The sequence below is a fragment of the Kitasatospora sp. NPDC005748 genome (assembly GCF_040630735.1).
GTDB lineage: Bacteria > Actinomycetota > Actinomycetes > Streptomycetales > Streptomycetaceae > Kitasatospora.
The window spans coordinates 1-14,575 of the sequence record NZ_JBEXYD010000039.1; the positions used below are offsets into that span (position 1 = coordinate 1).

The following is a 14,575-nucleotide window of genomic DNA, read 5'->3' on the forward strand; positions in this document are numbered from 1 at the left end:
TACATTCCGAACCCGGAAGCTAAGCCTCACAGCGCCGATGGTACTGCAGGGGGGACCCTGTGGGAGAGTAGGACGCCGCCGAACAATCATTCCAAGAAGACCCCCTCCCGTTCGGGAGGGGGTCTTTTTGCGTTAACGTCTCCCCAGCACAACCCGCTCGGTGGAGAGGCGCGAACCGTTGCAGAACCTGACTCTTACCTGGCAGTCCGCCGGGGGCGCCGCGGTCGCTCTCTACGGAGGCGCGTACGCGGCCGCCCGGGTGCGGCGCGCACCGCTGTCGGCGCTGCTGCGGGAGGCCGGCACCTTGCTGGCGCTGTTCGCGCTCTGGCAGCTGGTGGGGCACCTCTCGCTGATGAGCGCCGAGCACGCGCTGGACCGGGCGAGCTGGATCCACCGGACGGAGCTGGCGATCGGCCTGCCGGACGAGGCCTCCTGGCAGGCCGCCGTGACCTCGTGTCCGGCCGTGGTGAAGGCGGCGAACTACTACTACGCGTCGATGCACTTCACCGTGATGATCGCGGTGCTGCTCTGGGTCTTCGTGCGGCACCGGGCCCGCTACCCGTGGGTGCGGAACACGGTCGTGATCACGACGGCGATCTGCCTGGCGGTGCAGTTCATCCCGGTGGCGCCGCCCCGGATGCTGCCGCAGGAGGGGTTCGTCGACGTCGCGGCCGAGTACGGGCAGTCGGTGTACGGCGGCGCGGTCGGCGGGATGGTCAAGGTCGCCCAGCTGTCGGCGATGCCGTCGGTGCACGTGGCCTGGTGCGTGCTGGCGGCGGTCGCGGTGATCAGGGTGTCGTCGAGCCCGCTGCGCTGGCTGGTGGTCCTGCACCCGGTGCTGACCGTCGCGGTGGTGGTGGTCACGGCCAACCACTTCTGGGCGGACGGCCTGGTGGCCGTGGTGATCCTGCTCTTCGCGTACGCGGTCCAGGCGGCCTGCGGCCGCCGGCGGGCCCGCCGGGCGTCGCCCGGTCCGGACGACGCCGAGGTGGCCGGAGCCCAGGCCGGGGAGCACGTCACCACCGGGAGCTGACCGGGGCGCGAGCAGCACGGGCCGGTGGGCCGGACCTCCCCGGAAGGGAGGTCCGGCCCACCGGCGTTCGCGTGTCGGGTGTTACTTGACCGGCAGTGCCACCCGGCCCCACGCGCTGTTGGTCATGGCCGCGGTGGCCCAGTACCAGGCGACCAGCCCGGAGGCCGCGGCGACCCAGCCGGCGAACTTGGCGAGCCCGCCGGAGGTGGCGAAGGTCGCGATGGCGGAGAGCACCAGGGAGACGGTCAGCAGGCCGTACACCGCGCGGCTGAACCAGCCGGCCTTCCAGCTCGCGGCGGTGAGGGTGAGCGCGAGCAGGGCCCAGAGCAGCAGGAACAGGCCAGCCGCGTTCTTGCCGGCCCCGCCGGCGGCCGACCAGGTGGCCCAGAAGGCGCCCAGGCTGGTGAAGGCCGTGCCGGTGAAGCCCTCGCCGGCCCGGAGCTGCCAAAGGCCGGCGATGAACAGGGTGAGGCCGCCGAGGAGGTGGGCGAGACGGGCGGAGTCCCCGACCCCGGTGCCACTGAAGATGCCAGTGGAGAGGAGGCCGTAGGCGAGGAGGGTCAGGCCGAGGGCGAGGTAACCGAGGTTCCCCGCGTCGGCTCCGGTGGAGCGGGCGTTCAGTGCCCCGGTAGCTTCGTTGCTCACCGGAGGCTCCTTTCACTCTGGGCGCGCGCAGGGCGCTGTGAACCGCAGGAGGATGTTCGATGAGGTGGATGCGCGCGACCGCGCCGAGGGCGCACCACAGGAGGGTGCGACGGCTGCGGTCAGAATGATGGGCCAGCGTGAAGAACTGCTGGTCGTGTCCCCGCCGGGGGATTCCCCGGTGAGATCGGTGTACCCGGCCGGACCAGCTTGTACCCTTGTGAATCACACAATTTGTGGCGTCGTCAGCTGTGGAACGCTCATGGTTGGACCCCGGGTGAGCAGACTCGGTCAGCCCGGGCGCTGGGTGGGGACGCGCAGGGTGAGGATCGCCATGTCGTCGGACGGCGGCTCCGGCGCGAAGCGTTCGACCGCCCGCTGCACGCGCAGGGCTACCGCACCGGCCGTCAGCCCGGTACAGCCGGTGAGCACCTCGGCCAGGCCGTCGTCGCCCAGCATCCGCGACCCCTCGCGGCGTTCGGTCACGCCGTCGGTGACGCAGAGCAGGACCTCGCCGGGGGAGAGCACCAAGTGCTCCGCGGTCAGGTCGAGTTCCTCCATCACGCCGAGCAGCGGCTGCGGGGTGGCGGCCCGGTCGACCTGGCCGTCGGTGCGCAGCCGCAGCGGCAGCGGGTGGCCGGCGCAGACCATGGACAGCTCGGTGCTGCCGTCCGGTCGGGGCGTGAGCTCGCCGTAGAGCAGGGTGAGGAAGCGGCTGCGTGAACCCTCGTCCAGGATGGCCGCGTTGAGCCTGCTGAGGACCTGTGGGGCGTCCAGTCCCTCGCGGGCGAGCAGCCGCAGCGAGTGCCGGGCCAGGCCGGTGACGGAGGCGGCCTCGGGTCCGGTGCCGCAGACGTCGCCGATGGCGAAGCCGTAGGTGCCCTCGCGGATGGTGAAGAGGTCGTAGAAGTCGCCGCCGACCTCGTTGCCCTCGCCGGCGGCCTGGTAGTACACGTCCACCTCGACGCCCGGGATCTCGGGCAGGTCCGGGGGGAGCAGACTGCGCTGCAGCGCCTGGCTGGTGGCGGTGCGCTCGGAGTAGAGGCGGGAGTTGTCGAGCGCGAGGGCGGCCCGCCGGGAGAGGTCCTCGGCGAGTTCCAGGATCTCCTGGCGGAACCGGACGCCGGCCGGGACGCCGAGCACGAGCAGGCCGATGACCCGGTTGCGGGCGGCCAGCGGCAGGACCACCGTCTCACCGAGCAGGCCGGAGAGTTCGGGGTTCGCGGAAAGCCCGCCGGTCCGCGCGGTCTCGGCCGGTGCCGCCCAGAAGCGGGCGCCGTGAGTGGGTCCGGAGTCCGGGGCGGGCGTCTTGTCGAGCAGGGCGCGCAGCGGGTCGATGCGGTCCTCGTCCTCGTGCAGCACGAAGGCGAGGGAGGCCGGGGCGCCGTTGGTGTACACGGCGCACCAGGAAGCGAGGGTAGGGACGGCCATCTGCGCCATCAGGGCGAGCGTCTGCTCGTGCTCCAGGGTGCCGGCCAGCAGGTCGGAGGCCTCGACCAGGAAGGAGAGCGAGCCGCGGCGCAGCCGTTCGAGCTCGGTGAGCCGGGTGCTCTCGATGGCCAGGGCGACCCGGTCGGCGGCGAACTGCAGGCGCAGCGCGTCCTCGTTGTCGTAGCGGCCGGGCGCGGCGGCGGCGATGCCCAGCGAGCCGATCAGCCGGCCCTCGACCTTGAGCGGGACGGTGAGCAGCGAGCGCATGCCACTGTCGCTGAGCACCGGCAGACCGGTCGGCCGGGTGGCGAGGTCCTCGTGGACGGACGGCAGGCGGGCGGAGTCGTAGCGGTTGCCGGTGCCGACCGGGAAGCGGGTGTGGCGGCGGTGGCCGGAGGTGAGGCCGGTGGCGGCCCGGACCTCGAACTCGGTCTCGTCGTCGGTGGTGAGCAGCAGGTAGGCGGCGTCCCCGTCGAGCAGGTCGCGGGCGCGTTCGACGGTGCGCTGGAGCAGGGTGTCCAGGTCGTCGGAGGCGGTGGGACCGGCGAGCAGGTCCAGCCGGGAGCCGGTCGGGTCGGGCTTGTCGCCGGGCAGCGCCCGGGCGGGCGAGCGGAGTACCGCGCGGTCGGGTTCGAGGACGAGCAGGCAGAGCGTGGACGGGACGCCCTCGGTGTCGCGGATGCGGACCTGCAGGCCGTAGACCTCGACGGTCCGGCCGTCGGCGTGCCGCAGGCCGTAGCTGCCCTCCCAGCGGGCCAGCCGCAGCGTCGCGGCCAGCCCGAGCCCGGTGCCGGGGCCCTGCGGCCAGACGGTGAGGTCGGCCCAGGGGCGGCCGAGCACGGTGTCGGCGGGGTGCTGGAAGAGCGCCTCGGCGTCCGGGTTCCAGGCGAGCACGCGGCCGTCGTCGTCGAGCTGGACGACGGCGACGTGGACCGGTCCGGCGCTGCTGGGCAGTTCGCTGCCCGGGGTGGCGGGGACGGCATAGCGGGTGCCGGTGACGTGGGCGGGCAGGGCGAGCCGGAACCAGACGGTCTTGCGGCCGGCGGAGTACTCGACGCCCCAGCGTTCGGCGAGGGCGGAGCACATCAACAGGCCGCGGCCGCCTTCGCCGTCGGGGTCGGCGTAGCGCTCGGAGGCGGTGACGGGGACGTCGGCGAAGGACGGCAGACCGCGCTCGGGGTGGTGGTCGGTGACCTCGATCCGGACGGTCTCCTCCTCGCGCAGGCAGCAGACCTCGGCGGCGGTGCCGGCGTGCACCACGGCGTTGGTGACGAGTTCGCTGACCAGGACCACGGCGTCGTCGACGATCTCGGGCAGGCCCCAGCCCAGCAGCGCGTCCCGGACGAACGAGCGGGCGGCCGAGGCCGACCGGCCGACCGGTTCGAAGGTGGCGGCTGCGCGCGCGGTGACCACGTTGCCACTTCTCCTCTGCTCTGGCCTGGCTGCCCGGGTGCGGCGGCGACCTCCCCGTGGGCGCCGGCGGGGTGAGCGGCGGCGCTGGGGCGGGTCGTGGCCCGGTGCAGCGCCCCACCCTACTTTCCGGTTGGTTCCCCGTGGGGGCGGGGCGCCGAAACAGGCACCTGAGGGTGATTCTGCCCACCTGTTTCGGTCGGGGCGGTACCAACCGAGCGCAACCGGCCGTATACCCGGCGCCGGTGCTGCCAGACTGGGGGGTCCGTGACGCCCGTGGGAGCAGTACGGTCGATGCGGGTTCCGGTGGTCCGCGAGGTCACCGGGACGCTGTAGCGCCGACCGGTGTGGCTTCGCGCCCCGAAAACGGGGCACGGGGGATCACCGGACAGTTCACGATCTGGGAGGGGCCCGTTGAGTTCGGCCACCAAGGACGCAACCGGTACGACGCCGCCTGCCCAGCGCGGTGTGCGGCCCGGGGCCGCGCCGCGGAGCGCGGCCGGCCGGCGAGCGAACCACAGCCGCGGAGCCGAGCCGGCGGAGCTGCGCAAGCTGCTGGCCGCGCTGACCGCGATGCGCGACGGCAACTTCCGGCGGCGGCTGACCGTGCCCGGCGACGGTCCGCTGGCCGAGATCGCCGCCGTGTTCAACGAGGTCGCCGAGCGGAACCAGCACCTGACCGGTGAGCTGGCCAGGGTCCGGCGCGCGGTGGGCCGCGAGGGCCGACTGAACGAGCGGCTGGAGACGGGTGCGGGCGAGGGCGCCTGGATGGCGGCCGTCGACAACTGCAACGCGCTGATCGACGACCTGGCCCGGCCGATGGCCGAGGTGGGCCGGGTGCTGGCCTCGATCGCCGAGGGCGACCTGGACCAGAAGATGGAGCTGCGCTCGCTGCACAGCAACGGGGTGAGCCACCCGCTGCGCGGCGAGTACCTGAAGATCGGCCGGACGGTCAACGGGCTGGTGGACCAGCTGTCGGAGTTCACCGACGAGGTGACCCGGGTGGCCATCGAGGTCGGTACCGAGGGCAAGCTGGGCGGCCAGGCCAAGGTGCGCAGCGTCTCGGGCAGTTGGAAGGACCTCGCGGACTCGGTCAACACGATGGCCGGCCGGCTGACCGCGCAGGTGCGCAACATCGCCCAGGTGACCACGGCGGTGGCCAAGGGCGACCTCTCGCGCAAGGTCACGGTCGAGGTGGCCGGCGAGATGCTCGAGCTGAAGAACACCGTGAACACCATGGTGGACCAGCTGAACGGCTTCGCGGCGCAGGTCACCAGGGTGGCCCGGGACGTGGGCACGGAGGGCCGTCTGGGCGGCCAGGCGCAGGTCCCGGGCGTCGCGGGGGTGTGGCGGGACCTCACCGACTCGGTGAACTTCATGGCCGACAACCTGACCGGCCAGGTGCGCAACATCGCGCAGGTGACGACGGCGGTCGCGCGCGGCGACCTCTCGCAGAAGATCGAGGTGGACGCGCGGGGCGAGATCCTGGAGCTGAAGAACACCATCAACACGATGGTGGACCAGCTCTCCGGCTTCGCCGAGCAGGTGACCCGGGTGGCCCGCCAGGTCGGTACCGAGGGCCGCCTGGGCGGTCAGGCGCAGGTACCGGGCGCCGCCGGGGTCTGGCGGGACCTCACCGACAACGTCAACTTCATGGCGAACAACCTCACCGATCAGGTGCGCAACATCGCGCAGGTGACGACGGCGGTGGCCAAGGGCGACCTGTCGCAGAAGATCCAGGTGGACGCGCGGGGCGAGATCCTGGAGCTGAAGAACACCATCAACACGATGGTGGACCAGCTGGGCGCCTTCGCCGACGAGGTGACCAGAGTCGCCCGGGACGTCGGTACCGAGGGCATCCTCGGCGGTCAGGCGAGCGTGCCGGGGGTCTCCGGCACCTGGAAGGACCTGACCAACAGCGTCAACCTGATGGCCAACAACCTGACCAGCCAGGTCCGCAACATCGCGGAGGTCACCACGGCGGTCGCGCGCGGCGACGTCTCCAAGAAGATCACCGTCGACGCCCGCGGCGAGATCCTGGAGCTGGTCACCACCGTCAACACGATGGTCGACCAGCTCTCCGCGTTCGCCGACGAGGTGACCCGGGTGGCCCGCGAGGTGGGTACCGAGGGGATCCTGGGCGGCCAGGCCCGGGTCCGCGGGGTGTCGGGCATCTGGAAGGACCTGACCGACAACGTCAACTTCATGGCGTCCAATCTGACCAGCCAGGTGCGCAACATCGCCGAGGTCGCCACCGCGGTGGCCCGCGGTGACCTCTCCAAGAAGATCGACATCGAGGCGCAGGGCGAGGTCGCCGCGCTGGCCGGCACCCTGAACACGATGGTCGACCAGCTCTCCGCCTTCGCGGTGGAGGTGACCCGGGTGGCCCGTGAGGTCGGCACCGACGGCATCCTGGGCGGCCAGGCCGGGGTGCCGGGCGTGGCCGGGATCTGGAAGGACCTGACCGACAACGTCAACCTGATGGCCAACAACCTCACCGGGCAGGTCCGCAACATCGCTCTGGTGATCACGGCGGTGGCCCGCGGCGACCTCTCCCAGAAGATCGACGTCGATGCGCGCGGCGAGATCCTGCAGCTCAAGACCAGCATCAACACCATGGTCGACCAGCTCTCGGCGTTCGCCGACGAGGTGACCCGGGTGGCCCGCGAGGTGGGCACCGACGGGCGGCTCGGCGGGCAGGCCCGCGTCCCCGGCGTGGACGGCACCTGGCAGGACCTCACCGAGTCGGTGAACGAGCTGGCCAACAACCTGACCCGGCAGGTGCGCGCGATCGCCCAGGTCGCCACCGCGGTGACCAGGGGCGACCTCTCGCTGCGGATCGACGTGGACGCGTCCGGTGAGCTCGACGAGCTCAAGGACAACATCAACCAGATGATCGCCAACCTGCGCGAGACCACGCGCACCAACCAGGAACAGGACTGGCTGAAGACCAACCTGGCCCGGATCTCCGGCCTGCTGCAGGGCCGTCGGGACCTGGAGGCGGTCGCTTCGCTGATCATGACCGAGCTGACCCCGGTGGTCTCGGCCCAGCACGGCGCGTTCTTCCTGGCCCAGCCGGCCGGCCGGACCGCCGAGCTGATCACCGAGGACGACGACGAGAACGACACCGTGCTGCGGCTGATCGGCAGCTACGGCTACCAGCGGCGGGCGATGCCGACGACCTTCCGGCCCGGCGAGTCGCTGATCGGCCAGGCGGCGGTGGAGAAGCGCTCGATCATCCTCAAGGAGGCCCCGCCCGGGTACCTGAAGATCGCCTCGGGCCTCGGGGAGGCCTCGCCGGCCCACATCGTGGTGCTGCCGGTGCTGTTCGAGGGCCGCCTGCTGGGCGTGATCGAGCTGGCCACCTTCAGCTCCTTCACCACCGTCGCGCTGGACTTCCTCAACCAGATCGCCGATCTGATCGGCGTCACGGTCAACACCATCAGCGTCAACACCAAGACCGAGGGCCTGCTGCTGGAGTCCCAGCGGCTCACCGCCGAACTCTCGATGCGATCGGCCGAGTTGGAGGCGCGCCAGGAGGAACTGGAGCGGACCAACGAGGAGTTGCAGGAGAAGGCCGAGCAACTCGCCCAGCAGAACCGCGACATCGAGATCAAGAACAGCGAGATCGAAGAGGCCCGACAGGTCCTGGAGGAGCGCGCCGAGCAACTCGCCCTGGCCTCCCGCTACAAGAGCGAGTTCCTCGCCAACATGTCGCACGAGCTGCGGACCCCGCTCAACTCGCTGCTCATCCTGGCCAAGCTGCTCTCCGACAACAACGAGGGCAACCTCTCGCCCAAGCAGGTCGAATTCGCCGACACCATCCACGGCGCCGGGTCGGACCTGCTCCAGCTGATCAACGACATCCTGGACCTCTCCAAGGTCGAGGCGGGCAAGATGGACGTCCGCCCGTCCCGGATCGCCCTGGTGCAGCTGGTCGACTACGTGGAGGCCACCTTCCAGCCGGTCGCGCTGGACAAGAACCTGGACTTCGCCGTCCGGGTCTCCTCGGCGCTGCCGGTCACCCTGCACACCGACGAGCAGCGGCTCCAGCAGGTGCTGCGGAACCTGATCTCCAACGCGGTCAAGTTCACCGACTCCGGCGCGGTGGACTTCTCTATCAGCCCGGCCGGTCCCGACGTCCCGCAGCACGTCCGCGAGCGGCTGCTGGAGGCCGGCGCGATCAAGGGCCCGGACGACCCGCTGATCGCCTTCTCGGTCTCCGACACGGGCATCGGCATCCCGGAGAACAAGCTGCGGGAGATCTTCGAGGCGTTCAAGCAGGCCGACGGCACCACCAGCCGCAAGTACGGCGGCACCGGTCTCGGGCTCTCGATCAGCCGGGAGATCGCCCGGCTGCTCGGCGGCGAGATCCACGCCGAGAGCGAGCTGGGCGCGGGCTCGACGTTCACCCTCTACCTGCCGCTGCGCACCGACGGCGGGGAGGTCGCGCCGCCGTCCGCGCCGAACGCCCCGACGATCCGCGCCGCGGTCGGCGTCACCCCGGCGGGCACGCCCGTCCCGGTCGGCGAGAACCCGGCGGACCACTGGGCCCAGGAGGTCCGCGAACTCGCGGAGGAGCGCCGGCGCGGCGCCGTGGAGCGCCGTCGTGCGGCCCTGGAAGCACCGATCGAGGGCCGGCTGCCGTCCGGCGGCCCGGCGGCCCACCAGCCGTCCCGGGTGGACACCCGCTTCGACGGTCAGCAGGTGCTGATCGTGGACGACGACGTCCGCAACGTCTTCGCGCTCACCAGCGTCCTGGAGCAGCACGGGCTGACCGTGCTGTACGCCGAGAACGGCCGTGAGGGCATCGAGATGCTGGAGCAGCACGAGAACGTCGCGCTGGTCCTGATGGACATCATGATGCCGGAGATGGACGGCTACGCGACGACCGAGGCGATCCGCCGGATGCCGCAGTTCGCCGGGCTGCCGATCATCGCGCTGACCGCCAAGGCGATGAAGGGCGACCGGGAGAAGTCCCTGGAGGCCGGTGCCACCGACCACATCACCAAGCCGGTGGAGACCGACCACCTGCTCACCGTGATGCACGAGTGGCTGTCGGCGCGGAAGTCCTGACCCGGCCCTCCGCGGCCGGGCCCGCCCCCGCCGCCCGGTACCCCACCGGGTCGTGGGGGCGCGAACCCCGGAGCCCGCTCCGGGGTTCGCGCCTTTCGGGGCGTGCTTTGCTGGCGGGGAGGGCCGGGAACCCGGTAGGGTCACCGATCGTTGCGAACAGTGACCGGATGGCGACTCGCTGGTGAGCGTGCGCCGGGGCACTGGGTGCGCGTTGCCCCGGACCAGGTTGCGACGGGGCGGTGTGCCGGGCGAGGGGGTGCGGCTAGCATGACCGGGGTAGTGGTGGGCAGTGTGCGAGTGCCTTCCCCAGGCAGGCAGGCGACAGGAGGGCGGGCCGTAATGCAGAAGGCGAAGATCCTCCTGGTCGACGACCGGCCGGAGAACCTGCTGGCGCTGGAGGCGATCCTCTCGGCGCTGGACCAGACGCTGGTACGGGCGGCCTCCGGCGAAGAGGCGCTCAAGGCGCTGCTCACCGACGATTTCGCGGTGATCCTGCTGGACGTCCAGATGCCCGGGATGGACGGCTTCGAGACGGCCGCCCACATCAAGCGGCGGGAGCGCACCCGGGACATCCCGATCATCTTCCTGACCGCGCTCAACCACGGGCCGCACCACACCTTCCGCGGCTACGCGGCGGGCGCGGTGGACTACATCTCCAAGCCCTTCGACCCGTGGGTGCTGCGCGCCAAGGTCTCGGTCTTCGTCGACCTCTACATGAAGAACTGCCAGCTCAAGGAGCAGGCAGCGCTGCTGCGCCTGCAACTGGAGGCGGGCGGCGAGCAGCCTGCCCTCGGCGGTGCGCTGCTCGGCGAGCTGTCGGCGCGGCTGGCTTCGGTGGAGGAACAGGCCGAGGCGCTCGTCAAGCAGCTGGACGGCACCGAGGACGGCGGGGTCGCCGCCACCGCGGCGCATCTGGAGCGCAAGCTGGCGGGTCTGCGGCGGGCCCTGGACGCGTTGCGTCCCGGGGTGGAGTAGCGGCCGCCCGCGCGCACCCGTCCGGGTGAAACCGGGGCGGTGTGACGGTGTGTCTGCGACACGGCGGGGCGCCCCGGCTCGGCACGTGGGCACAGCTGGTCGGCCCCGGTAGGCTGCTGAGCCATGGCCACACGTACGCCCGGAAGCGCGGCACGCAACCCGAGTCCGGGACCGTCCAAGAAGGCCGCGGTGAAGGCTCCGGCCAAGCCGGTCGCGAAGAAGGCGGCCAAGAAGGCCGCCCCGGCGAAGAAGGCGGCGGCCAAGCCCGCGCCGCCCGCCCCGCCGGCACCGAGGCCGATACTCTTCCGGGCCGTCCGGGCCGTCTGGCTCGGCCTGGCGCACAGCGTCGGCGCGGTCTTCCGCGGCTTCGGTGACGGCGCCAAGAACCTCGACCCGGCGCACCGCAAGGACGGCGTGGGCCTGCTGCTGTTCGCGCTCGCGCTGGTCACCGCCGCCGGCACCTGGTTCAGCCCGCAGGGCTGGCTCGGCGAGGCGGCCACCAACGTGGTCTCCGGGCTCTTCGGCCGGCTGGACGTGCTGGTGCCGTTCCTGCTGGCCCTGGTCGCGGTCCGGCTGATGCGCCATCCGGAGCTGCCGGAGGCCAACGGGCGGATCATGATCGGTCTGAGCGCCCTGGTGGTCGGCGTGCTCGGACTGGTCCACATCGGCTGCGGCGCGCCCATGATGGGCAGCGGCGCGACCCGGATAAGGGCGGCCGGCGGGATCGTCGGCTGGGCCGTCTCCACCCCGATGATGGCCGCCGCCGGGCCGCCGCTCGCGGTGCCGCTGCTCCTGCTGCTGGCCTTCTTCGGCCTGCTGGTGACCACCGCCACCCCGGTCAACCGGATCCCCGAACGGCTGCGCGCCGCCGGGGTGCGGCTCGGCGTGGTCGAGCCCGGCCCGCAGGCCGCCTTCGCCGAGGGGCGTGCGCCGGAGCGCGAGTTCTCCACCGAGCCGCCGGAGGACGCGGACCCCTCGGCGCTGCCGTACCGCGTCGAGATCGACGGTCTCGCTCCGCCGGACGAGGTCGGTGCCCGCCGTCGCCGGCGCCGCCGCAAGCAGCTGGACGACCCGGAGCTCGCCTCCGGCGTCCCCGACCTGCTCGCGAAGGACCCGTTCGGCGAGGACCCGGTGGACCCGTACGCCACCCGCGACCTCGCCGCCGGGGCCGCCGCGGACCTGGACGGCGCGCTGGTCTACGGGGTGCCCGCCTCCTCGGCGGTGGCGGACATGATGCATCAGGTGCAGGACCGCACCGCCCCGCCGGAGGAGGCCGCCGTGCCGCCCGCCCGCAGCGGCGGCCAGGCGGCCCCCGAGGAGCACGGCCCGGCCCCGGTGCGGATGGAGCAGCTCCAGCTCTCCGGCGACGTCACCTACGCGCTCCCCCCGCTCGACCTGTTGGAGCGCGGCGGCCCGGCGAAGGCCCGCAGCGCCCTCAACGACGAGGTGGTGGCCCAGCTCACCGGGACCTTCGGCGAGTTCAAGGTGGACGCCAAGGTCACCGGCTTCACCCGGGGGCCGACGGTCACCCGCTACGAGGTCGAGCTGGGCCCGGCCGTCAAGGTGGAGCGGATCACCGCGCTCGCCAAGAACATCGCGTACGCGGTGGCCAGCCCGGACGTGCGGATCATCAGCCCGATCCCGGGGAAGTCCGCGGTCGGCATCGAGATCCCCAACCGGGACCGCGAGATGGTCAACCTCGGGGACCTGCTGCGCTCGCGCACGGCCGCCGAGGACACCCACCCGATGGTGGTCGGGATGGGCAAGGACGTCGAGGGCCACACCGTGATGGCCAACCTCGCCAAGATGCCGCACATCCTGGTGGCCGGCGCGACCGGCGCCGGCAAGTCGTCCTGCATCAACTGCCTGATCACCTCGATCCTGGCGCGGGCCACCCCGGACGAGGTCCGGATGGTGCTGGTCGACCCCAAACGGGTCGAGCTGACCGCGTACGAGGGCATCCCGCACCTGATCACGCCGATCATCACCAACCCCAAGAAGGCCGCCGAGGCCCTCCAGTGGGTGGTGCGCGAGATGGACCTGCGCTACGACGACCTGGCCGCGTTCGGCTTCCGGCACGTCGACGACTTCAACGCGGCGGTGAAGGCCGGCAAGGTGACCGCCCCGCTGGGCAGCGAGCGCGAGCTGACCCCGTACCCGTACCTGCTGGTGATCGTCGACGAGCTGGCCGACCTGATGATGGTCGCCCCGCGCGACGTCGAGGACTCGGTGGTCCGGATCACCCAGCTGGCCCGCGCGGCCGGCATCCACCTGGTGCTGGCCACCCAGCGGCCCTCGGTGGACGTGGTCACCGGTCTGATCAAGGCCAACGTGCCGTCCCGGTTGGCCTTCGCCACCTCGGCGATGGCCGACTCCCGGGTCATCCTCGACCAGCCCGGCGCGGAGAAGCTGATCGGCAAGGGCGACGCGCTCTTCCTCCCGATGGGCGCGAGCAAGCCCGTCCGGATGCAGGGCGCGTTCGTCACCGAGGCCGAGATCGCCGCCGTCGTCCAGCACTGCAAGGATCAGCTGACGGCGGTCTACCGGGACGACGTGACGGTCGGCGGCGGGCCGAAGAAGGAGATCGACGAGGAGATCGGCGACGATCTGGACCTGCTGATCCAGGCCGCCGAGCTGGTCGTCTCCACCCAGTTCGGCTCCACCTCGATGCTCCAGCGCAAGCTGCGGGTCGGTTTCGCCAAGGCGGGCCGGCTGATGGACCTGATGGAGTCGCGCGGGATCGTCGGCCCGAGCGAGGGCTCCAAGGCCCGCGACGTCCTGGTGAAACCGGACGAGCTGGACGGCGTGCTCATCGCCATCCGGGGCTGACCGACCGCCCCGGACGGTGCGTGCCCTTGCGGGTGTTCACTCGTTCGGAGGAGGGTAGGCGCGGTGCGCGGAACCGATCGAACGTGCACCGCGTCACAGGGCGCAAGAGCGGCCTCCGGGTTCGTCGGCCCCCGTCCTGACTGTCGGTCAGTGGACGATCGGAACCGTGCCCGGATGGGCGTGCGCATTCGGTCCTGCTCCGCTTGAGAAACGATCCTCCTCCGCCCCTAGACTGTTCTCCAGCAGGTGGCCATCCGCTCGAAAGGCGTGCACCGTGACCATCGGCAAGTCCCCCGATCGCGAGAACGCTCCGTCCTCCGCCGAGCTGTCCGGCGAGCCGGACCACGCGGCCGATGCCCCGAGCATCGGCCGGGTGCTGTCCGTCGCCCGGATCGACGCCGGACTCACGGTCGATCAGGTGAGTACCGCCACCCGGGTCCGGGTGCCGATCGTGCATGCCATCGAGGAGGACGACTTCGCCCGATGCGGTGGCGATTTCTACGCCCGGGGCCACATCCGGGCGATCGCCCGGGCGGTCGGCGTGGACGGCGAGGCGCTGGTCGCCCGGTACGACGCCGCGCACGGCGGGGCCCCCGCCGGCAAGCGGCCCACCCAGCTGATCGACAGCGGGCCGATCAAGGTGCCCGGCCGCGGCCGCCCGAACTGGACGGCCGCGATGGTGGCCGCGATCTTCGCGGTGGTGGCCCTGATCGGCTTCAACCTGGTGAGCGGCAAGACCGGAGGCTCGACCACCGGCTCGGCCAGCGCGCCGCTGCCCAGCGGGTCCGGCACCGGCTCGGTCGCGCCCGTCGCCTCACCGAGCGTCCAGCCGCCGGCCCCGGCGCCCAGCGCCGCGGCGATCGCGGCCGCCCCGGCCGACAAGGTCACGGTGAAGCTGGTCGCCGAGAAGGACACCAGCTGGGTCTCGGCGCTGGACGGCAGCGGCAAGTCCCTGTTCCAGAACAACATCGAGGAAGGCCAGGACCAGACCTTCACCGACCCGAAGCAGATCAAGCTGGTGATCGGCAACGCGGGTGCCGTGCATGTGTACGTCAACGGCAAGGATCTCGGTCCGGCCGGGAAGAACGGCCAGGTGGTGCACGTCACGTACACCCCCGGCGACCCGCAGGCGGGCTGATGGCAGGGGCCGTGCGCCCCGGTGAAGATCTGGTAATCCGA

The 14,575-nt window shown here is 71.8% G+C and carries 7 protein-coding genes and 1 rRNA gene; 6 read left to right on the forward strand and 2 right to left on the reverse strand.

The window, feature by feature from the left end; genetic code table 11:
• Positions 1–84 (forward strand): 5S ribosomal RNA (gene rrf, locus ABZ495_RS24890); the annotation flags it as partial.
• A gap of 76 nt (positions 85–160) precedes the next feature.
• Positions 161–1,033 carry a phosphatase PAP2 family protein gene (locus ABZ495_RS24895; RefSeq protein WP_359838175.1) on the forward strand — a complete coding sequence of 291 codons (873 nt, stop codon included), beginning with the start codon at positions 161–163 and terminating at the stop codon, positions 1,031–1,033.
• An 81-nt stretch (positions 1,034–1,114) separates the two neighbouring features.
• Here the strand turns inward: ABZ495_RS24895 and ABZ495_RS24900 are convergent, their stop codons facing one another.
• Both ABZ495_RS24900 and ABZ495_RS24905 read right to left on the reverse strand, forming a co-directional pair.
• Positions 1,115–1,678, reverse strand: a complete 564-nt coding sequence (locus tag ABZ495_RS24900) for an acetate uptake transporter (RefSeq protein ID WP_359806547.1) — start codon at positions 1,676–1,678, stop codon at positions 1,115–1,117.
• Positions 1,679–1,966: 288 nt separating this feature from the next.
• Positions 1,967–4,519, reverse strand: a complete 2,553-nt coding sequence (locus tag ABZ495_RS24905) for a SpoIIE family protein phosphatase (protein ID WP_359806544.1) — start codon at positions 4,517–4,519, stop codon at positions 1,967–1,969.
• A gap of 540 nt (positions 4,520–5,059) precedes the next feature.
• On the opposite strand from ABZ495_RS24905, the gene ABZ495_RS24910 reads away from it, so the two are divergent.
• From ABZ495_RS24910 to ABZ495_RS24925, 4 genes are all read left to right on the forward strand, one after another.
• Positions 5,060–9,592 carry a HAMP domain-containing protein gene (locus ABZ495_RS24910; protein ID WP_359806568.1) on the forward strand — a complete coding sequence of 1,511 codons (4,533 nt, stop codon included), beginning with the start codon at positions 5,060–5,062 and terminating at the stop codon, positions 9,590–9,592.
• Between the two features lie 339 nt (positions 9,593–9,931).
• Entirely contained in the window at positions 9,932–10,567 is a 636-nt protein-coding gene (locus ABZ495_RS24915) for a response regulator (protein WP_329489804.1), read from the forward strand.
• 123 nt (positions 10,568–10,690) lie between these two features.
• A complete protein-coding gene (locus ABZ495_RS24920; RefSeq protein ID WP_359806541.1) occupies positions 10,691–13,396 on the forward strand; it encodes a DNA translocase FtsK in 2,706 nt (901 codons plus the stop codon).
• 274 nt (positions 13,397–13,670) lie between these two features.
• Positions 13,671–14,534, forward strand: a complete 864-nt coding sequence (locus tag ABZ495_RS24925) for a RodZ domain-containing protein (RefSeq protein WP_352297597.1) — start codon at positions 13,671–13,673, stop codon at positions 14,532–14,534.
• Positions 14,535–14,575 lie beyond the last annotated feature (41 nt).